The organism is Streptomyces coeruleorubidus (assembly GCF_028885415.1).
GTDB lineage: Bacteria > Actinomycetota > Actinomycetes > Streptomycetales > Streptomycetaceae > Streptomyces > Streptomyces coeruleorubidus_A.
Genome location: NZ_CP118527.1, coordinates 7,071,723 through 7,090,834, shown reverse-complemented (window position 1 = coordinate 7,090,834; position 19,112 = coordinate 7,071,723). Strand labels below are relative to the sequence as shown.

At 70.6% G+C, this 19,112-nt stretch carries 22 protein-coding genes; 3 read left to right on the top strand and 19 right to left on the bottom strand.

Annotated features, from left to right (window positions below):
* Positions 1-142 precede the first annotated feature (142 nt).
* Positions 143-715: a M23 family metallopeptidase gene (locus PV963_RS33085; protein ID WP_274820054.1), complete on the top strand. Its 573-nt coding sequence runs from the start codon at positions 143-145 to the stop codon at positions 713-715.
* A gap of 258 nt (positions 716-973) precedes the next feature.
* Here PV963_RS33085 and PV963_RS33080 read toward each other — a convergent pair whose 3' ends face one another.
* The 18 genes from PV963_RS33080 to proS all read right to left on the bottom strand — a co-directional run bounded on the left by PV963_RS33080 (position 974) and on the right by proS (position 15,589).
* Positions 974-1,531 carry a TetR/AcrR family transcriptional regulator gene (locus PV963_RS33080; protein ID WP_274822188.1) on the bottom strand — a complete coding sequence of 186 codons (558 nt, stop codon included), beginning with the start codon at positions 1,529-1,531 and terminating at the stop codon, positions 974-976.
* A gap of 94 nt (positions 1,532-1,625) precedes the next feature.
* Positions 1,626-2,468 (bottom strand): RNA polymerase sigma factor WhiG, encoded by an 843-nt coding sequence (whiG, locus tag PV963_RS33075; protein ID WP_274820053.1) that lies wholly within the window; start codon positions 2,466-2,468, stop codon positions 1,626-1,628.
* 272 nt (positions 2,469-2,740) lie between these two features.
* Entirely contained in the window at positions 2,741-3,922 is a 1,182-nt protein-coding gene (dprA, locus tag PV963_RS33070; protein ID WP_425540967.1) for a DNA-processing protein DprA, read from the bottom strand.
* Positions 3,919-5,544, bottom strand: a complete 1,626-nt coding sequence (locus tag PV963_RS33065) for a YifB family Mg chelatase-like AAA ATPase (RefSeq protein ID WP_274820052.1) — start codon at positions 5,542-5,544, stop codon at positions 3,919-3,921. Before PV963_RS33065 ends, dprA begins: the two co-directional genes overlap by 4 nt.
* Positions 5,544-5,936, bottom strand: a complete 393-nt coding sequence (locus PV963_RS33060; RefSeq protein ID WP_274820051.1) for a YraN family protein — start codon at positions 5,934-5,936, stop codon at positions 5,544-5,546. Before PV963_RS33060 ends, PV963_RS33065 begins: the two co-directional genes overlap by 1 nt.
* Before the next feature lie 77 nt (positions 5,937-6,013).
* Positions 6,014-6,322: a DUF2469 domain-containing protein gene (locus PV963_RS33055; protein WP_003993268.1), complete on the bottom strand. Its 309-nt coding sequence runs from the start codon at positions 6,320-6,322 to the stop codon at positions 6,014-6,016.
* 56 nt (positions 6,323-6,378) lie between these two features.
* Positions 6,379-6,903, bottom strand: coding sequence for an NUDIX hydrolase (locus PV963_RS33050; RefSeq protein WP_274820045.1), 525 nt, complete (start codon positions 6,901-6,903; stop codon positions 6,379-6,381).
* Complete coding sequence (gene lepB, locus PV963_RS33045) at positions 6,893-7,666, bottom strand: signal peptidase I (protein WP_274820043.1); 774 nt, start codon at positions 7,664-7,666, stop codon at positions 6,893-6,895. Before lepB (PV963_RS33045) ends, PV963_RS33050 begins: the two co-directional genes overlap by 11 nt.
* A 51-nt stretch (positions 7,667-7,717) precedes the next feature.
* A complete protein-coding gene (lepB, locus tag PV963_RS33040) occupies positions 7,718-8,683 on the bottom strand; it encodes a signal peptidase I (RefSeq protein WP_274820042.1) in 966 nt (321 codons plus the stop codon).
* Complete coding sequence (lepB, locus tag PV963_RS33035; protein WP_274820040.1) at positions 8,571-9,662, bottom strand: signal peptidase I; 1,092 nt, start codon at positions 9,660-9,662, stop codon at positions 8,571-8,573. Before lepB (PV963_RS33035) ends, lepB (PV963_RS33040) begins: the two co-directional genes overlap by 113 nt.
* Entirely contained in the window at positions 9,655-10,380 is a 726-nt protein-coding gene (gene lepB, locus PV963_RS33030) for a signal peptidase I (protein ID WP_274820039.1), read from the bottom strand. Before lepB (PV963_RS33030) ends, lepB (PV963_RS33035) begins: the two co-directional genes overlap by 8 nt.
* A 45-nt stretch (positions 10,381-10,425) precedes the next feature.
* The gene (rplS, locus tag PV963_RS33025; protein ID WP_003993262.1) at positions 10,426-10,776 is read right to left on the bottom strand and encodes a 50S ribosomal protein L19; all 351 of its coding nucleotides are present in this window, start codon (positions 10,774-10,776) and stop codon (positions 10,426-10,428) included.
* Between the two features lie 135 nt (positions 10,777-10,911).
* Positions 10,912-11,745 carry a tRNA (guanosine(37)-N1)-methyltransferase TrmD gene (gene trmD / locus PV963_RS33020; protein ID WP_274820037.1) on the bottom strand — a complete coding sequence of 278 codons (834 nt, stop codon included), beginning with the start codon at positions 11,743-11,745 and terminating at the stop codon, positions 10,912-10,914.
* Complete coding sequence (rimM, locus tag PV963_RS33015; protein WP_274820035.1) at positions 11,745-12,287, bottom strand: ribosome maturation factor RimM; 543 nt, start codon at positions 12,285-12,287, stop codon at positions 11,745-11,747. Before rimM ends, trmD begins: the two co-directional genes overlap by 1 nt.
* Positions 12,288-12,368: 81 nt before the next feature.
* Positions 12,369-12,608 (bottom strand): RNA-binding protein, encoded by a 240-nt coding sequence (locus PV963_RS33010; protein ID WP_005479813.1) that lies wholly within the window; start codon positions 12,606-12,608, stop codon positions 12,369-12,371.
* A gap of 2 nt (positions 12,609-12,610) precedes the next feature.
* Complete coding sequence (rpsP, locus tag PV963_RS33005) at positions 12,611-13,030, bottom strand: 30S ribosomal protein S16 (RefSeq protein ID WP_150483257.1); 420 nt, start codon at positions 13,028-13,030, stop codon at positions 12,611-12,613.
* Positions 13,031-13,324: 294 nt separating this feature from the next.
* Complete coding sequence (locus PV963_RS33000) at positions 13,325-13,933, bottom strand: hypothetical protein (protein WP_010044496.1); 609 nt, start codon at positions 13,931-13,933, stop codon at positions 13,325-13,327.
* A 240-nt stretch (positions 13,934-14,173) separates the two neighbouring features.
* Positions 14,174-15,589: a proline--tRNA ligase gene (gene proS, locus PV963_RS32995; protein WP_274820029.1), complete on the bottom strand. Its 1,416-nt coding sequence runs from the start codon at positions 15,587-15,589 to the stop codon at positions 14,174-14,176.
* A 199-nt stretch (positions 15,590-15,788) separates the two neighbouring features.
* Here proS and PV963_RS32990 point away from each other — a divergent pair, with 199 nt between their 5' ends.
* Positions 15,789-16,643, top strand: coding sequence for a methyltransferase domain-containing protein (locus PV963_RS32990; RefSeq protein WP_274820028.1), 855 nt, complete (start codon positions 15,789-15,791; stop codon positions 16,641-16,643).
* Between the two features lie 137 nt (positions 16,644-16,780).
* A complete protein-coding gene (locus tag PV963_RS32985) occupies positions 16,781-17,383 on the top strand; it encodes a hypothetical protein (protein WP_274820026.1) in 603 nt (200 codons plus the stop codon).
* Between the two features lie 97 nt (positions 17,384-17,480).
* On the opposite strand, the gene ffh is transcribed toward PV963_RS32985, so the two are convergent.
* Entirely contained in the window at positions 17,481-19,031 is a 1,551-nt protein-coding gene (gene ffh, locus PV963_RS32980; protein WP_274820024.1) for a signal recognition particle protein, read from the bottom strand.
* Between the last annotated feature and the right edge of the window lie 81 nt (positions 19,032-19,112).

The window sequence follows — 19,112 nt, the reverse complement described above, 5'->3', positions numbered from 1 at the left end:
GCGTGCGAAGTCGACCCGGTGACCCGGATCGCCACCAGAAGTGTACGGGACCCGCGGGGCACCGGGTGACGCCGTTGTCCACAACCGGATGGCGGTCCACAGCCACGGGCGGTGACGAGCAGCGGTCCGGGACGCTTTCGGCATGCGAGCGAAGCAATGTGTGCCTGTTTGTGCGCGCCTGGTCCTGGTGCTGGTCATGACGACGGCCGTCCTGCTGGCCCCTCCGCCGCCCCTGTTCGCGGCGGGCGCGCCCGTCGCGGACGTCACCGTGCCGACGGTCGGCCGCACCTGGCCCGTCGGCTTACGCCCCAGGGTCCTGCGCGGCTGGGAACCCCCGGCGACGGCCTACGGCCGGGGCCACCGCGGTGTGGACCTCACGGCGACGCCGGGGACGCCGGTACGGGCGGTGGCGGCGGGCCGGGTGTCCTTCGCGGGCCGGGTGGCCGGCAAGGGGGTCGTCTCGGTGGAGCTGACGGGGACGGGCGAACCACCGCTGCGCACGACCTACGAGCCGGTGACGGCGTCAGTGGAGGAGGGCGAGGAGGTGGAACCGGGCGAGGTGATCGGCACGGTGGACGCGACGGGCTCACATTGCACGGTTACGTGCGTGCACTGGGGCCTGCGGCGGGACGAGACGTACTTGAACCCACTGTCGCTCCTGCCGCCCTGGCTCCTGCGCAGAGGGCCTTCGCGACTCCTGCCAGTCTGGAGTTAGCTGCGGGCAGTCGTGCCGCTTGGGGCGATGGGGGTCCCCTGCTCAGGGGGGTCCCCTGCTCATGGGGGTCCCCTGCTCATGGGGGTCCCCTGCTCATGGGGGTCCCCTGCTCATGGGGGTCCCCTGCTCATGGGGGTCCCCCCTGTTCGAGCGAAGCCGAGAACTTGAGGGAGTCGCCGAGAGCTTGGGGGAGGGTGGGCGCAGCGGCACCCCGCTCCGCCGGGCTGCGGACCCACCCCGCCCCAGCACCAACGCGGCTCAGCCTCGCACACCCCGCAGGGCCATACTCACCGCCGCTTCCGCGACAACGCCCGGCTCCTCCGCAGCCCCCAGCTCGATCCGCCGCACCGCCGCGTCCACAACCCCCTGCACCAGCATCGCCGCCAGCCGGGGCTGCTCATGCCCCAGCTCACCGAGCGCCTCGACGATCATCGCGACCAGCCCGCCATGCGCCGCCCGGATCTTCTCCCGGGCCCCGGCGTCCAGCTCACTCGCCGAGATCGCCACCACGGCCCGATGCCGCCGGTCCCCCACCAGCTCCAGCTGCTGCCGCACATACGCCTCGACCTTGGCCTCGGCCGTCCCCGCCCGCTCCATCGCCGCGGACACTTCCGCCGCCCAGACGGGAAAGTCGACCTCGCACAGCTCCTCGACCACGGCCGCCCGTGACCGGAAGTACTCGTAGACGGACGAGCGCGCGAGCCCCGTCCGCTCGGCGAGGGCCGGGAAGGTCAGCGCCTCCGTACCGCCCTCGGACAACAAGGAACGAGCCGCGTCCAGCAGGGCGGCTCGCTGCATCGACCGGTGCTCGGCCACGGAGGCCGCTCGAATCCTTGGCACGTCAACCACTCTACGGACGCGTCAGTCCGGGCGGGAGAGGCTCCCGCCGGACCGTCGTCTTCCGGCCAGGTCAGCGGCCGAAGCTCGCCAGTTTCGCTCTCAGCTGGAGCACCGACTTGGTGTGGATCTGGCTGACCCGGCTCTCGGTCACGCCCAGCACGTTCCCGATCTCGGCCAGGGTGAGCCCCTCGTAGTAGTACAGCGTGACCACGGTCTTCTCCCGCTCGGGCAGCGTGTTGATCGCCCGCGCGAGGAACCTGCGGAGTTCCCGGTCCTCGGCGACCTCCACCGGGTTGTCGGCGGCGGTGTCCTCCAGCGTGTCCATGACGCTGAGCCCGTCGCCGCCCTCGCCTCCGCCGTGCAGCAGCTCCTCCAGGGCCACCACGTTGGCCAGCGACAACTGGCTGAACACGGCGTGGAGTTCCTCCACGGCGATGTCCATCTCGGCGGCCACCTCGCCCTCCGTCGGTGTCCGCCGCAGCCGCGCCTCCAGCGTGGCGTACGCGCGCTCCACGTTGCGCGCCTTCTGCCGGACCGACCGGGGGATCCAGTCCAGGGCCCGCAGCTCGTCGATCATCGCGCCCCGGATCCGGGTGATCGCGTACGTCTCGAACTTGATCTCGCGGTCGATGTCGAACTTCTCGATCGCGTCGATCAGCCCGAACACCCCGGACGAGACGAAGTCCGCCTGCTCGACGTTGGACGGCAGGCCCACGCTGACCCGGCCGGCGACGTACTTCACGAGCGGCGAGTAGTGCAGGATCAGCTGCTCCCGCAGCCGCTCGTCCCCCGTCGCCTTGTACGACCGCCACAGCTCGTCGAGCGTCGAGGGAGCGGGCGGCCGCACGCTGCCACCGTCACGGGCGGCTGGGGGGATCGCCGCCCGGTCGGACCCGGAGGTGTGCTGGGGCATTCGTCGCCTTGTGCCGTTCTGCTGCGGAATGGTGCTGCTGGGGTTGGCTGTCTGTCTGATGTCGAGTTGCCTGTCCGTGTCGGGACCCTCGTGAGCGTAGCGTGACTGCGGTGTCGCGGTGCGCGAAGGACGGAGGTCAAGGCAGGCGGAGATACGTTCCGGAGGGGGGCCCACCAGGACGGCGAGGTCGCTCGGTGTAATCACCGGAGCACCCCAACTGGGGGAATTTCCAAGGGATGTCGAGGTTCCCCCGGACGGCCGAACACGCACGGTCAGCATGGTCCGGGACCGCCGCGGACCGACATCACCGCCTGGCGTGTCAACTTCCAGCCGTCGCCGTGTCGTTCGACGTAACCGAGTGCTCGGAGTTCGTACAGTCTCGCGATCGCGTCGTCCTGTGCGGTCTGCGCGCGGCGCGCGATCTCGTCCGGCCGGGCCGCCCGGCCACCCGGCAGCGCGGCGAGCACCTGCCGGGTGGCCGGATCGAGCAGGTCCCGGGGCAGGACGGGGCCGCGCCGGTCGGGGGCCAGCTGTCCGATGGCGCCGACCAGTTCGACGACGTCCGCGGCGTCGGTGACCAGGACCGCCTCCCCGCGCAGCAGCTCGTGCACCCCGGCGGACAGGCCGCTGGTGGCCGGGCCCGGTACGCCCATGGTGTGCCGGCCGAGGCGCTGTGCCGCCCGTGCCGTGGCCAGGGAGCCGCTGCGGTGGGCGGCCTCGACGACCACGGTGCCGCGGGTGAGCGCCGCGATCACCCGGTTCCGCAGGATGAACCGGCTCGGTGTCGGGTGATCACCGGGCGGCAACTCACCGATGACCAGTCCCTGTTCGGCGATCCTGCCGATCAGCTGGGTGTGTCCGCGCGGGTAGGGGCGGTCGACGCCGCAGGCGAGGACGGCGACGGTGGCGCCGCCCGCGCCGAGGGCGCCGCGGTGGGCGGCGCCGTCGACTCCGTAGGCGCCGCCGGACACCACGACCCAGCCCTGCTCGGCGAGGCCGGCGGCGAGGGTGGCCGCCATGTGCGCCCCGTACTCGGTACAGGCGCGAGCGCCGACGACGGCCACCGACTTCAGCGCCCACATCCGCAGACTGGCCCGACCGCGCACCCACAGCCCCAGCGGCCGGGCATCCCCGAGATCATCGAGCTGCCCCGGCCACTCCGCGTCGCCGGGACCGATGAACCGCACCCCGGCCTCCCGGGCGACGGCGAGGTCCTCACGCGGCCGAGCCGCCTCGGCCCTGGCCAGCAGCCCATTCCACCGCTTCCCGCTCACCCCGGCCAGGGGCCGCCCACCCTCCGCCAGCCGCCGGGCCAGGCCCCGCACCCCGAACTCCCGCACCCACCGCCCACCGACCTCGTCACCGGGCTCGATGACACGGGTGAGCAGGACCCGGGCGAGCAGCTCTTCGTCCGGTTCGCGGGCGACGCTCACGTCTTCGCCGGCGGCGCTCACGTCAGCGCTCCGATGGCCATGGGCACGCCCCTCGGGACACCGGTGCGCAACTGGAGCGCGAGGGCGACGTCCGTCGCGTCGGGCCGGTCGTGGCCGACGAGATCGGCGACGGTCCAAGCGACGCGCAGGACCCGGTCGAGGCCGCGGGCGGTCAGGACGCCCCGCTCCAGGTTCCGCTCGGCCTCGTCCATCGCCCCGGACACGGCGTACCAGCGGCTGCGCAGCTCGCGGCCGGGTACCTCGCTGTTCGTGCGCCACGGAGTGCCGGCGAGGCGCTCCGTCGCCCGCTCTCGGGCCGCCCGCACCCGGTCGGCGACCGTCGCGGTGGACTCGCCGCGCGCGCCGGAGGCGGTCAGCTCGGTGCGGGTGACGCGGTCCACCTCGACGCGCAGGTCGACCCGGTCGAGCAGCGGGCCGGAGAGCCTGGCCTGGTAGCGGCGGATCGCCGAGGGAGGGCACTCGCACAGGTCGTCCCGCTGCGAGAACCGGCCGCACGGGCAGGGGTTGGCCGCGAGCACCATCAGGAACTTCGCCGGGAAGCGCACCACTCCCGCACTGCGCGCGATGACCACATGCCCCGCCTCCAGCGGCTGGCGCAGGGCGTCCAGGGCCTGGCTGTTGAACTCGGGCGTCTCGTCCAGGAAGAGGACTCCCCGGTGGGACAGCGACACCGCGCCGGGCCGCGCGACGCCCGGGCCGCCGCCGACGAGTGCCTGCATCGTGGCCGAGTGGTGCGGGGCGCAGTAGGGGGCGACGTCGATCAGGGGCTTGCCCGGGGGCAGCAGGCCCGCCACCGAGTGGACCGCGGTGACCTCCAGTGACTCCTGCCGGCCGAGCCGGGGCAGGATGGCGGGCAGCCGCTCCGCGAGCATCGTCTTGCCGGCGCCGGGCGGCCCCTCCAGGAACAGGTGGTGTCCGCCCGCCGCGGCCACCTCCACCGCCGTGCGCGCCGAGATCTGCCCGACGACGTCCGCCAGGTCGTGGCCGGGCTCGTGCTGGGCCGCGCCGACGCTGTGCATGCCCGTGGCGGCGCCCGTGCCCGGCATCCGCAGGCCGGCGAGGAGCGGGTCCGGGCGGCCCTGCTCGTCCGGATCCTCGTCGGGCACGGGTTCGTCGGCCAGGACGGCGATCAGCTGGCGCAGGCTCCGGACGCCCAGTACGGAGACCCCAGGCACCAGGGACGCCTCGGCGGCGGCACACTCCGGCACCACCACCTGCTCGTACCCCGCGTCCGCCGCCGCCAGCACCGCCGGCAACACCCCGCGCACCGGCCGCACCCGCCCGTCCAGCCCCAGTTCCCCGATCATCACGATGTCGGCGAGGACCCGGGGGTCGATGCGCTCCGCCGCGCCGAGGACCGCCGCGGCGACGGCCAGGTCGAAGCCGCTGCCGCTCTTGGGGACGGAGGCCGGGCTCAGCCCGACCGTGAGTTTCTTCTGGGGCCAGGCCGCGCCCGAGTTGACGACCGCGGCACGCACTCGGTCCCGGCTCTCGGTCAGGCTCTTGTCGGGCAGCCCCACCAGCGTGAACGCCGCGACGCCCGGCTCCAGGTCGGCCTGGACCTCGACGACCACGCCCTCGACGCCCACCAGCGCCACCGAACACGTGCGGGCGAATGCCATCAGGCCACCCCCCGCACGTGCTCGACCACGGCCGCGCCGCGGGCCGGCAGCAGCACCCCGACCACGTCGATGCGGACCCCGCCGGGCGGTGCGCCCCCATGCGTCTGGATCCACCGCTCGGCGAGGTCTCGCAGCCGCTCCGCCTTCTGCGGGGTCACGGCGGCCATCGGATGCTCGAAGGGCCCCTCCCTGCGGGTCTTCACCTCGCAGACGACCAGGACGTCCCCGTCCCTGGCCACGATGTCGATCTCACCGCTCCGGCCGGAGCGCCAGTTGCGCTCCAGGATCGTCAACCCGGTCTCCGCCAGCCGCCGAGCCGCCAGAGTCTCTCCGTACCTGCCCATGGCACTGCGTGCGTTCATGTCGGCACCACCTCCGGCGCCAACGATCACGCACCCGTCCCCACCAAGTGGATCTTGGTGGGCGACTCAGCGGTTGTGGATAACTCCGTCACCCACTCGGGTGAACCTCACCCGCTCGGCAGCTCGAGGTCGCTCTTGTTCAGCTCCTCGATGTTCACGTCCTTGAAAGTGAGGACCCGGACCTGCTTCACGAACCGCGCCGGCCGGTACATGTCCCACACCCAGGCATCCGCCATGGACACCTCGAAGAACACCTCACCCTGGACCGAGTGCACCTGCATCTCGTAGTCGTTGGTCAGGTAGAAGCGCCGCTCGGTTTCGATCACGTATTTGAACAGACCGACGACATCGCGGTACTCCCGGTAGAGCTTCAGCTCCATCTCGGTCTCGTACTTCTCGAGGTCCTCGGCGCTCATGGCATGTTCCCCTTCAGCCGTGCGATCCCACCATTGTGCGCCAGTTCCGTGCGCCCCTAGACGATTTCCGGGTCAAGGATCACGGGCCTGGCCGGGGGACCTTCGTCGAGCAGCGTGCGCAGCAGCCCGGCGAGTCTCGTCGGATACACCGTCTCATGTGCCCGGCAAAGTTCCGGACACGTCCACCAGCGCGCTCCGGCGACACTGCGCCGCTCCAGCTCGGTCAGCCCCACGGCCTCGATCGCCGTGCGGTCCGTACGAGCCAGGAAGTACCACTCGTCCTGGTCCCAGCGGCGGCCCGCGAACGGGAAGGAGCACATCCGCCGCCACAGCACCGGGCCGAGCTCGACCTCGGTGATGCCCGTCTCCTCGGCGAGTTCCCGCAGGGCGGCCTCTTCACGGGTCTCCTCGCCCTCCACACCGCCGCCGGGTGTGAACCACCAGTCGTCGGCCGGATCGTCCGGCTCGTGCCCGTGCAGCAGCAGGATGCGGTCCTGCGGGTCGAGCAGCACGACCCGGGCGACCTTGCGCAGCCCGCCCTCGTAGGTGTCCTGGCCCGCCCCCACGGCCTCAGCGGACACCTGCGGGCTCCGCGCCCGCCCGCCGGGCCCGGGCCGCGCCCTTGGCGAGGGGTCCGTAGGCGCCCCCGCCCAGGACGAGCACGGCGCCGGCGATCACCAGGGCGGTGATCGTCCGCAGCGGTCCGGGCGAGGAGAGGTCGCCGAGCGACTCGAAGCCGGTGGGACGCGCCAGCATGCCGTTCATGGGCCAGACGACGGCGTCCACGCGCGCGTCGACGGCTCCGCGTGACACCGTGCCGCCGGCGGCGTCGGTCAGGTGGGCGGTGGAGTCCACGGAGCTGCCGCGCTCGTCGCCGAGCAGGAACAGGCGCCCCTCGGGGACGTTCACGGTCGGGAAGCCGGTGATCTCCGCCGGTGTGCCCTCGGCCAGGTACGCCTCGTCGATCTCCTTGCCGTTGACCTTCAGCTTGCCGTCCTGGCAGCAGGAGACCGTGTCTCCGCCGACGGCCACCACGCGCTTGACCATCGGCACGTTGCCCCAGGTGGTGTCCTTGAACACGACGACATCACCGCGGCGCACATCAGCGCCGTCGACGCGCTGCGCCAGCACCCGGTCGCCCGCGTCGATCGTCGGCGTCATCGAACTGGTGGGCACGGTGTACGGCCGGTAGACCACCGCCCCCCAGGCGAAACCCCCCAGGAACAGCACAAGGCCCAGTGCGACGGCCAGCCCGGACAACCGCTGTCCGGTCCGGCTGCCCACCGGGCCCGAGCCTGTGCCACCGCTGCGCGGGGCCGTGTGCGTCATGCTCTCGCCACCCATGGGTCCGCACCCTACCCGGGGGTACCGACCGGGGTCAGCCCACCGTCGGGATCACTGCTTCCGGCGGCGCCACAGCACCACCGGCACCACCCCCAGCAGCGCCAGCCCCTGCGGCGCCACCGCCAGACCGGCCGCGGCCGACTGGGCGCTGAGACCGGCCTGGTCGAAGGTGTCCGGCACCGGCAGGTTGTCCCAGCGGTTGATCGGCCAGGCGACGACGATGGCCCGGCCGACGACGTCCTTCACCGGGACCATGCCGTGGTGCTTGTCCGACTGGTTGTAGCGGGAGTCCCGGGAGTTCTGCCGGTGGTCGCCCATGACCCAGATGTAGCCCTCGGGAACCTTTACCTTGAATTGACCGCCCTGGTCGTCGACGCTGCACGGCGTGTTGCCGGGGTAGACGTACGACGCTTCGTCCAGCGCCTTGCCGTTGACCGTCAGCGGGCCCGTGTTCTTGCATTCGACCGTGTCGCCGCCGACGCCGACGACCCGCTTGATGAGGTCCTTCTCCTCCGCGGACGGCATGAGGCCGATCCAGCTGAGGAACGTCTGGAAGGCGTTCGGATCCGCCACCGGCTCGCCCGCCAGCCAGTTGTCGGGGTCGTGGAAGACGACGACCTCGCCACGCTCGGGCTCGGAGCCGAACCACGGGGTCAGCTTGTCGACCAGGACGCGGTCGCCCTGCTGGAGGGTGTTCTGCATCGAGTCGGAGGGGATGGAGAACGCCTGCACCAGGAAGGTCTTGATCAGCAGCGCGAGCACGAGCGCGATGCCGATCAGGATGGGCAGCTCCTTCCAGAAGGAGCGTGGCTTCTTCGGCGTCCGGGCCGGGCGGCCCGGCCCCTCGCCCTCGGCTGTGCTGCTGTACTCGCCTGTCACCCTGTCGTCCTCGACTGCCCCGGAGTCATTCCCGGAGGTCACGGCGCTGTCCGCGGCCGGGACGGCGGATCCCGCGGGGCGTCCGCGGTGCTCCTCGCCGTCGTGTCCGGACCGTGCGCCAACCGCCACATCCCCCACGCCAACTCCTCACTCTGTGCCGCCGCCTGCCCCACACACGACGCAGGCCCACCACTCCCATAACGAGCGGGAGTTCCGCAGGGGTCGGGAGCTGGATCGTTCCGTTCGAATCGTAGGAGGCAACCCTATGCGACAGTTCGGGAGCAGCGGTCGACCCGGGGGCCGAGTCGGACACGGAGGCGTAGGTGTTCGGTTCCTCCAGGGTGCTCCAGTGCCCGAAGGGCCAGGCGATGACCATGGCGCGGCCCACGACCTCTTCCTCGGAGACCGTGCCGCCGTAGTCGGTGTCCTGGTGGGCGCGGGAGTCCGCGGAGTTGTTCCGGTGGTCGCCCATCACCCACAGCCGGCCCGGGGGGACCGTGATGTCGAACGGCGTGTCGGACGGGGCGTTGCCGGGGTACAGGTAGTCCTCGTTCAGCGGGATGCCGTTGACGGTCACGCGCCCTTGCGTGTCGCAGCACTTGACGCGGTCTCCGCCGACGCCGACGACCCGTTTGATGAGGTCCTTCTCGTTGTCGGACGGCAGCAGGCCGATGAAGGTGAGCCCTTCCTTGACCTGCTTGATGACGACGGGGTCGTCCTGCACAGGGGCGGTCTGCTCGTCCTGGAGCCAGCCGCCGGGGTCCTTGAAGACGACGACCTCCCCGCGCTGCGGCTTGGAACCGAACCACGGGGTGAGCTTGTCGACCAGGACGCGGTCGCCGATCTGGATCGTCTGCTCCATGGAGCCGGACGGGATGACGAAGGCCTGCACGAGGAACGTCTTCAGCACGAGCGCTATGAGCACGGCGACGCCGACGAGGAGGGGTATCTCCTTGACGGCACCGCGCCTGCGGCGCCGCTTGACCTTCTTCTGGAGCTTGCGCCGCTCGGCGCGCGTACGGCCACCGGTCGGGCTGGCGGCGCGCCGGGCGCCGGTGGGCAGCAGGTTGTCCGCGGGGCTGGCGGGGACGCCGCGCGGTTTGCCGCGGTTACCCATGGGCGCCCGCCCTTCCGGCGGCGGGGACGGGCACGCGCGCGTAGGCGTCGGGGCGGTGCAGCCGAGTGGCGTGGCCGAAGGGCCAGACGATCCAGTCGGCGCGGCCGATCACCTCGTCGACCGGGACCATGCCGCCGCCCGGCGAGCCGAGGTGGTCGCGGGAGTCGCTGGAGTCGCCCCGGTGGTCGCCGAGGAGGAACAGGGTGCCGGCGGGCACGACGACGTCGAAGGGCACCGTGGAGGGGCTGTCGCCGGGGTACAGGAAGCCCGACTCGTCGACCGGCCGGCCGTTCACCTGGATCCTCCCCTCCTTGTCGCAGCAGACGACGTGGTCTCCCCCCACGCCGACAACGCGTTTGATGTAGTCCGCGTGCCCGAAGTACCCCGTCCCGTCGAACACGACGATGTCTCCCCGCTGCGGCTCGGCACCGAAACGGTACGCCAACTTATTTACGAGAACCCGGTCCCCGATCCTCAATCCCTGTTCCATGGATCCGCTGGGGATCTGGAACGGCCGCAGCACGAACGTGCTGAGCAGCAGCAGGAAGAGCAGGCAGGCCAGCAGCGTCAGAGTGATCCGGCCGCCCGGGACCCACTCGGTGACACGCGACAACGCGAAACGCGACCGGTCCTCCGGTCCTCCGGGATCCGAGGTGTCCTCGGAGTCGGAAGGGGGGGAGGAGCGGTCGCGCTCCGTCGGCTGTGCTTCGGTGTCCATCGAGGCCAGATGCTATCCGGCCCCGATGAGAACTCCGGAGAGCGCTCAGCTCTCGCGCTTCTCCTTGATCTTCGCGGCCTTGCCGCGCAGCTCGCGCAGGTAGTACAGCTTGGCGCGGCGGACGTCACCCTTGGTGACGAGCTCGATCTTCTCCACGATCGGGGTGTGCACCGGGAAGGTGCGCTCGACGCCGACGGAGAAGGAGACCTTGCGGACCGTGAAGGTCTCGCGCACGCCGGAACCCTGGCGGCGGATCACCACACCCTTGAACTGCTGCACACGGGAGCGGTTGCCCTCGATGACGCGGACGTGCACGTTGACCGTGTCGCCCGGGCGGAAGGCGGGGACGTCGCTGCGCAGCGACGCGGAGTCGACGGTGTCGAGCAGGTGAGACATTTCGTCTGCTTTCTTCGCTGATGCCACAGGTCATCAACGGAAACTAGGTGTTCTGGATCAGGGGTGTGCGGGTCGGGGCGGGCGTCGTCTCCCCCTGTGGCAGGGGCGCACGCCGGACGGACGCACAACAGCTGGCTATTCTTCCACGCCGTCGGTCCTGCGCCAAAATCGGCCGTACGGCTCCCCCGCCGGGTCGGGTTCCCAGCCCAGGATGGACAGCATCTCGCGGTCCTTCTTGTCGAAGGCCTTGGGGTCGCACCGCTCGATGAGGTCGGGCCGGTGGGCCGTCGTGCGCTTCAGGGCCTCGTCCCGCCGCCACCGGGCGATCTTCCCGTGATGGCCGCTGAGCAGCACGTCGGGGATGTCCCGGCCGCGCCACTCGGGCGGCTTGGTGTAGACGGGCCCCTCCAGCAGGCTCGCCATGGCGCCGGGCGCGAAGGAGTCGTCCCGGTGGGACTCGGCGTTGCCCAGGACGCCGGGCAGCAGCCGCGCCACGGCCTCCGTGACGACGAGGACGGCCGCCTCGCCGCCGGCCAGGACGTAGTCGCCGATGGACACCTCGTACACCGGCATCCGCGTCGTGTACTCGTCGACGACGCGCCGGTCGATGCCCTCGTAGCGGGCCGGCGTGAAGATCAGCCAGGGGCGCTCGGAGAGGTGGACGGCGAGTTCCTGGGTGAAGGGGCGGCCGCTGGGCGTGGGCACGATGAGGGCCGGCTCGTGGGAGCCGGTCTCGTAGCCGTCGGCCAGGACGGAGTCCAGCGCCTCTCCCCAGGGCTCGGTCTTCATGACCATGCCGGGGCCGCCGCCGTAGGGCGTGTCGTCGACGGTGTTGTGGCGATCGTAGGTCCACGAGCGCAGGTCGTGGACGTGCACGTTCAGCTGTCCACGCGCGCGTGCCTTGCCGACGAGGGAGACGTTCAGCGGTTCCAGGTACTCGGGGAAGATCGTGACGACGTCGAGGCGCATTACGACTCTTCCCGGCTGGAGGCGATCTCGGCGCGGTCGTCGATCAGGCCCGGCGGCGGGGTGATGACGGCCTTCTGCTCCTCCAGGTCGATCTCGCTGACGATCTCCTCGACGAAGGGGATCATCACCTCACTGCCGTCGGGGCGCTCCACGATGAACAGGTCCTGGGTGGGCAGGTGCGAGATCTCCGTGATCCGCCCGACCTCCGCGCCGTCCGCGGTGACCACGTCGAGGTCGATGAGCTGGTGGTCGTAGTACTCGTCCTCGCCCTCGGGCAGTTCCTCCGGGTCGATCTCGGCGATCAGGAGGGTGTTGCGCAGGGCCTCGGCGCCGGTGCGGTCGCTGACGCCCTTGAAGCGCAGCAGGAGGCGGCTGCTGTGGACGCGGCCCGTCTCGATGGTGAGCGGTCCCGCGGAGGCGGGATCGGTGGCGAGCACGGCGCCGGGGGCGAGCCGCAGTTCCGGCTCATCGGTCCGTACCTCGACGGTGACCTCGCCCTTGATGCCATGGGCACGGCCGATCCGTGCGACTACCAACTGCACGTGTCCATTCTCCTGTCATACGACTGCGGGCCGGGGACGGCCCTCAGGCCCTCCCCGGCCCGAGCCGGTTGCGTTGAAGCGTCAGCGGACGTGGTCCACGTCGACGAGGTCGACGCGGACACCGCGACCGCCGATGGCGCCCACGACGGTACGCAGGGCGCGTGCGGTGCGGCCGTTGCGGCCGATCACCTTGCCGAGGTCGTCCGGGTGGACCCGGACCTCGAGCACTCGCCCGCGGCGCAGGTCGCGCGAGGCGACCTGCACATCGTCAGGGTTGTCGACGATGCCCTTCACGAGGTGCTCGAGAGCCTCCTCGAGCATGCTCAGGCCTCGGTCGAAGCGGACTCGGCGGAAGCCTCGTCCTTCTTCTCAGCCTTCTTCTTCTGGGTGATCGCCTCACCCTTGCCCTCGTCGTCACCGCCGAGAGCCTCGAACGACGGGCGCGCGGCCTTCTCGGGCGCCGTCAGCAGCGGAGCCGGGGCGGGCTCGCCCTTGAACTTCTGCCAGTCGCCGGTCTTCTTGAGGATGGCCATCACGGGCTCGGTCGGCTGCGCGCCGACACCGAGCCAGTACGCCACACGCTCGGCGTCGACCTCGATCACCGACGGGTTGTACGTCGGGTGGTACTTGCCGATCTCCTCGATCGCACGACCGTCACGACGGGTACGGGAGTCGGCGACGACGATGCGGTAGTGAGGCGAACGGATCTTGCCCAGACGCTTCAGCTTGATCTTGACTGCCACGGGAGTGGGTTCTCCTGGATTTGACGTGGTTGGGCACGGCGAGATGGCCGCGTGGGGTTGCGGTACCCGAGTGCCCGATGGACGCGTCAGCCGGAGGAGAGAGGGGTCCTGTGCGGCTGTCGAGTACAGCTAGCCATTGTGCCACACCCTGCCAGCGGCTTTGACCGAGGGATTCGCCGCTGTGCGGGCACGCCTAGGGGGCACCCGGCGTGGAGGTGAAGTACGTCGGGTGCCCTGCCCGGCAGTGGCGGGGTGCTGTCCCGACCGGCAGCCACGAGATGCCGGTGGTGGACGTCAGCCGGCCACCGCCCCCGCTCCCACGACGTCCGGGATCCGGAACGGCTTGCCGCAGCCGCCGCAGACGATGGGCGCCTGGGCGAGGACCGACGGCACGACGCGTACGTTGCGGCCGCAGTCGCAGACCGCCTTGACGCGGACGCCGCCGCCGGAGGAGCCGTGCCGTGCGGCCGGGCCCCGGAAGGTGCGGGAGGTGTCGGAGGAGGTCGCGGCCGTGTGGGCCTTGAGGGCGCGCTGGAGGCGCTCCATCGTCGGGCGGTAGCGGCGCTTCGCCTCGGGGGTGAGCGTGACCAGGGAGAAGCCGCTGCTCGGGTGCGGTTCCTCCGGGTGGTCCAGGCCCAGCTCCTCGGCGATCGCGAGGAATCTGCGGTTGTGGTAGCGGCCGGCACGGGAGGTGTCGCGGACGCCGCGGGCGGCGGCGATGCCATGGACTGCCTCATGGAGCAGTCGCTCGAAGGAGAGCTCGTGACCGCACGCGGACGACGACTCCCCGATCAGGGACTCTGGCGCGGCAAGGTCGGGCAGCTCGGGGTGGTACCGCTGAATGTCGGCCCACGCCTGTGCCAGCTCTGCGGCGAGAACAGGTGGTGTCTGTGTCGTGCTCACGTAATGACAACGAGCCGGGGTGCCCCAGTGTTCCGATTCCGGGGCATCCCAAATAATTTGCACGTACCCGTCAGTTGCCTCTGATGCGTCCCGACGAGGGCGGGTGCGCTGATCTGTGGAGAAGTCTCACAGCTCACCACAAGGTGGTGCGTAGTCCGCGTACGCCCCGGCGCGTAGAGCATGTGCGCGCGCCGGGGCGCGCGGTTACGCAAGAGGCATTTCGGTCGCCTTGCGCCCCACTCAGTAAGCGCGTGCGACGACCGCGACGTTACCGGGTGCGTCGTCGGCGTCCGGCACCGACCCGTCCTCGGCGACCAGACACCGTACGGTCACCGCGTGATCGGCCAGCTTGGCTTCGCCCTCCTCGCCGAGCACCGCCCACGGGATGCGCGCCCAGCCCCCGGCGCCGGCGGCCTCGACGGCCTCGTCGATCGTCGCGACCTCGGTCGTACGGGACTCGCGGCGCTCCCGGGACTGCTTCAGCAGCAGTGCCTGGTCTTCTTCGAGGACCGTCGGCAGCAGCGACACCAGGGCGTCCAGGGAGACCGGCTCCTTGCCGCCCGGGACACGGCGGGCCAGCATCGCGGTGCCGTTCTCCAGATCGCGCGGGCCGATCTCGATCCGGACCGGCACACCCTTGAGCTCCCAGTCGACGGCGCGGCGGCCGAAGGGGGTGTCGGTGCGGTCGTCGACGTGGACACGGATCCCGGCCGCCTTGAGCCGGTCGCCGAGCTCGCGGACCTTGGCCAGAACCGCCTCGTCGCCCTTGATCGCGAGCACCACGGCCTGGATCTGTGCCAGCCGCGGCGGGACGCGCAGGCCGTTGTCGTCGCCGTGCATCATCACCAGGGCGCCGATCATGCGGGTGGTGGAGCCCCAGGAGGTCTGCCAGACCAGCTCCTGCCGGCCGTCCTTCGACAGGTACTGCGTGTTGAAGGCCTTCGCGAAGTTCTGGCCCAGTTCATGGCTGGTGGCCATCTGGAGGGCCTTGCCATCGCCCATCATGCCTTCGAGCGTGAGGGTGTTGATCGCGCCGGCGAACCGCTCCTTGACGGTCTTGCGGCCGGGGACCACGTCCATCGCCAGGACGTTCACCATGAAGTCCTCGTAGACCTGCCGGTGAATGTGCGCGGCGAAATGGCGCGCCTCCTCGTACGTGGCGTGCGCGGTGTGGCCCTCCTGCCAGAGGAACTCGGTGGTGCGCAGGAAGAGGCGGGGCCGCAGCTCCCAGCGCACGACATTCGCCCACTGGTTGATGAGCAGCGGCAGATCGCGGTAGCTCTGCACCCACTTCGAGAAATAGTCGTTGATGATCATCTCGGAGGTGGGCCGGACCACGGCCGGCTCTTCGAGTTCCTTGCCGCCGCCGTGCGTGACCACGGCCAGCTCGGGCGCGAAGCCCTCGACGTGGTCCGCCTCGCGCGTGAGGTAGGACTGCGGGATCAGGAGCGGGAAGTACGCGTTCTGGGTGCCCGTCTCCTTGATGCGGGCGTCCATCTCGGTCTGCATCCGCTCCCACAGCCCGTATCCGTACGGTCGGATGACCATGGTGCCGCGCACCGGACCGTTGTCGGCGAGCTCCGCCTTGGTGATCAAGTCCTGGTACCAGCGCGGGAAATCGTCCGCCTGGGGGGTGAGTACGGGTGCCTTGGCCATGGCGAGATGGTACGGGCCCACGTTGCCGGAATGTGAAATCTCGCCATAGGCACATGACAACTCATATGCCGGGCCGCATTCCACTAGACGACAGGTCGAGGGGGGAGTTTCCTGGCATACGGGGGTAGTGCGAGCGCACTGTCACGGGGGCCATGGAATCGGGCAAGAGGCAACTCTCGGCGGATTGGGGCGCTTACTTATGACACCTACGCTCGTGCGGCAGCACCTGCCTCACGCGGGGGCCGCACCCCGCGTGGACCTGCGTGCACGCGCGCGTGACTGGTCCGAGATCCAGGAGCGGATGCTCGTACCGCTCTACGAGGCCGTCTACGAGCGACTGGACGTGGGTCCCACGACGCGGCTGCTCGGCCTCGGCTGCGGTTCCGGACTCGCCCTGCTGATGGCCACCACCCGGGGAGCGGCGGTCACCGGTGTCGACGCTTCCCCCGAAAGAATGGCCCTCGCACGGGAGCGGCTGCTGCCCGCAGCCGGGGCCACGCGCGCGCGTGCGGGCACCCGGCTGGTCGACGGCTCGCCCCGGGACACGAAGGAACCGGGCGCTCCCGCGTACACCCTGGTGACCGCCTTCGAGCCGATCGGGTGCCTCGCGGGCGACTCGGAGGGGCTGGGCGGGCTGCTCGCGGAGGCGACGCCGCTGGCGGGGCGCGGAGCGGCCGTGGTGCTGGCCGGCTGGGGCCCGCCGGAGCGGTGCGCCACGACGTCCGTGCTGCGGGTCGCCACCAAGCTGGCGGAACCGCTGCGCAGCACGGGCAGCTGGCGTCCCGCCCTGCGCGACGACCTGGAGGACGTCGCCCAGCGGGCCGGTCTCAAGCCGGACGGGTCCGGGCGCGTGGCGTGCCCCTTCGGGTACGCCGATGTGGACAGCGCGGTACGCGGGCTCAAGTCGACGGGGCTGTTCGACGCGGCGATCACGGCGACGGACCAGGTGCAGGTGGACAAGGAGCTGACCGAGGCTCTGCATCCGCACCAGCGGCAGGACGGGACGGTGTGGATGCCGAACGTGTTCCGGTATTTGATCGCCCGGACACCCTGACGAACAGGATTTCGGGTGCAGGTGTGAATGGTGTGAAGAAAGCACCATGGGGTGCTTTTGGTTTCGCCAAGTGGATCATGAACGCTTAATGTGATCCACCGCTCGGGGGACCTACACATCTGCATACAGGAGCTGCTTTGCCGCACCACAAGACCGCGCTGCGTCTCGTCGCGCCCGTCGCCGTCCTCGCTCTGACGCTCACCGCCTGCGGTGGCGGCGGCGACACCGCCGACGCGAAGAGCCCGGAGACCGAGAAGGCCAAGGTCTTCCCTTCGCCGGAGCCGGCTTCCGGCGGCGAGCTGGAGACCGGCGAGAGCGCCACGGGCAAGGTCGCGGAGGACCCGGGCGAGGTCACCTACGACGTCGTGGCGCAGAAGGTCGACGTGGGCACCGAGGCGGAGGCGGCCAAGGTCGTCTCGGAGCCGGACAAGGTCAAGGGCAAGGTGCTGGCCGTCGCCCATGTGAAGTACACGCACAAGAACGGTCCCGCCCTCACCGACGGCTCCGACGTGCACGACGGCACCACGGTCTTCGCCGACGGGCAGCGCGGCAGCGTCCTCATCGGCGCGTCCGATGACGCGGCGGGCTGCGAGGACCCGTACGACGTCGAGAGCTGGAAGCAGGGCGAGAGCCACGTCTTCTGCGAGACGTACGTGATCCCGGCGAACGCCAAGAGCGTCGAGGTCCACTGGTCCGAGGAGGACGGCGAGCCCTACATCTGGAAGTTCCCGAACGCCTGACCGACGAGCTGCCGACGCACCACTGAGGGCGCCCCCCTTCGGAAAGGGGGGCGCCCTCAGTGCCGTTCAGAAACCCGTGCCGTACGGGAACGGGCCGTCAGCCCATGAACTTCTTGAACTCGTCGGGGAGTTCGAAGTCCTTGCCGCCCTGCTGCGGCAGCCCGAAGGCGCCGCCGCCCTCGGCGGCGGCCGCGCGGCGGGCGGCGGCCTCCTGCTCCTGCTGCTTGCGCTTCATCGGGTTGCCGGAGCGCTGCTTGCCCTTGGCCTGCTTCTGCTTCTTCTTCGCCCGGCCGGGACCGCCGCCCATGCCCGGCATGCCGGGCATCCCGGGCATGCCGCCGCCCTGGGCCATGCGGGACATCATCTTGCGGGCCTCGAAGAACCGCTCGACCAGGTTCTTCACCGCGCTGACCTCGACACCGGAACCCCGCGCGATACGGGCGCGCCGCGAGCCGTTGATGATCGTCGGCTCCTGGCGCTCGGCCGGGGTCATCGACTTGATGATGGCGGCCGTGCGGTCGACGTCCCGCTCGTCGAGGTTGTTGATCTGGTCCTTCATCTGGCCCATGCCCGGGAGCATGCCGAGCAGCTTGGAGATGGAGCCCATCTTCCTGACCTGCTCCATCTGGGCCAGGAAGTCGTCGAGGGTGAAGTCCTGGCCCTTCTTGGAGGCCAGCTTCTCGGCCATCTTCTGGGCTTCGGCCTGGTCGAAGGTCTTCTCCGCCTGCTCGATCAGGGTGAGCAGGTCACCCATGTCGAGGATGCGGGAGGCCATCCGGTCCGGGTGGAAGGCGTCGAAGTCGTCGAGCTTCTCGCCGTTCGACGCGAACATGATCGGCTTGCCGGTGATCTGCCGGATCGACAGGGCGGCACCACCGCGGGCGTCACCGTCGAGCTTGGAGAGCACCACGCCGTCGAAGCCGACGCCGTCGCGGAAGGCCTCGGCGGTGTTGACGGCGTCCTGACCGATCATCGCGTCGACGACGAACAGGATCTCGTCGGGGCTGACCGCGTCCCGGATGTCCGCGGCCTGCTGCATCATCTCCTGGTCGATGCCCAGGCGGCCGGCGGTGTCCACGATCACGATGTCATGGACCTTGGACTTGGCGTGCTCGATGGAGTCCTTGGCGACCTTGACCGGGTCGCCGACGCCGTTGCCCGGCTCCGGCGCGTAGACGCCGACGCCCGCGCGCTCGGCGACGACGCTGAGCTGGTTCACGGCGTTCGGGCGCTGGAGGTCACAGGCGACCAGCAGCGGCGAGTGACCCTGCTCCTTCAGCCAGCGGCCGAGCTTGCCCGCGAGGGTGGTCTTACCGGCACCCTGCAGACCGGCCAGCATGATCACGGTGGGCGGCTGCTTGGCGAAGCGCAGGCGCCGGGTCTCGCCGCCGAGGATGGTGACCAGTTCCTCGTTGACGATCTTGAGGACCTGCTGGGCCGGGTTCAGCGCCTTGCTGACCTCGGCACCGAGCGCGCGCTCCTTGACGTTCTTGATGAACGTGCGGACGACCGGCAGCGCCACGTCCGCCTCGAGGAGCGCGATCCGGATCTCGCGCGCCGTGGCGTCGATGTCCGCCTCGGAGAGCCGTCCCTTGCCGCGCAGGTTCTTGAAGGTCGCTGAGAGGCGATCGGAAAGAGTATCGAACACGGCGCTCGCGGTCCTCGGGGTCGGAGACAGACTGGGGAATCGCCCTCCAGGGTATCCCGGCGTGACAAGTCGCCGGGTCGC

Excerpts from the sequence above, each read along its gene's own strand:
- PV963_RS33085 (WP_274820054.1), top strand. The coding sequence starts at position 143 with ATGCGAGCGAAGCAATGTGTGCCTGTTTGTGCGCGCCTGGTCCTGGTG.
- whiG (WP_274820053.1), bottom strand. The coding sequence starts at position 2,468 with ATGCCCCAGCACACCTCCGGGTCCGACCGGGCGGCGATCCCCCCAGCC.
- PV963_RS33065 (WP_274820052.1), bottom strand. The coding sequence starts at position 5,544 with ATGGCATTCGCCCGCACGTGTTCGGTGGCGCTGGTGGGCGTCGAGGGC.
- PV963_RS33055 (WP_003993268.1), bottom strand. The coding sequence starts at position 6,322 with ATGAGCGCCGAGGACCTCGAGAAGTACGAGACCGAGATGGAGCTGAAG.
- lepB (WP_274820043.1), bottom strand. The coding sequence starts at position 7,666 with ATGGGTGGCGAGAGCATGACGCACACGGCCCCGCGCAGCGGTGGCACA.
- lepB (WP_274820040.1), bottom strand. The coding sequence starts at position 9,662 with ATGGGTAACCGCGGCAAACCGCGCGGCGTCCCCGCCAGCCCCGCGGAC.
- lepB (WP_274820039.1), bottom strand. The coding sequence starts at position 10,380 with ATGGACACCGAAGCACAGCCGACGGAGCGCGACCGCTCCTCCCCCCCT.
- rplS (WP_003993262.1), bottom strand. The coding sequence starts at position 10,776 with ATGTCTCACCTGCTCGACACCGTCGACTCCGCGTCGCTGCGCAGCGAC.
- trmD (WP_274820037.1), bottom strand. The coding sequence starts at position 11,745 with ATGCGCCTCGACGTCGTCACGATCTTCCCCGAGTACCTGGAACCGCTG.
- PV963_RS33010 (WP_005479813.1), bottom strand. The coding sequence starts at position 12,608 with ATGCTCGAGGAGGCTCTCGAGCACCTCGTGAAGGGCATCGTCGACAAC.
- proS (WP_274820029.1), bottom strand. The coding sequence starts at position 15,589 with ATGGCCAAGGCACCCGTACTCACCCCCCAGGCGGACGATTTCCCGCGC.
- PV963_RS32990 (WP_274820028.1), top strand. The coding sequence starts at position 15,789 with ATGACACCTACGCTCGTGCGGCAGCACCTGCCTCACGCGGGGGCCGCA.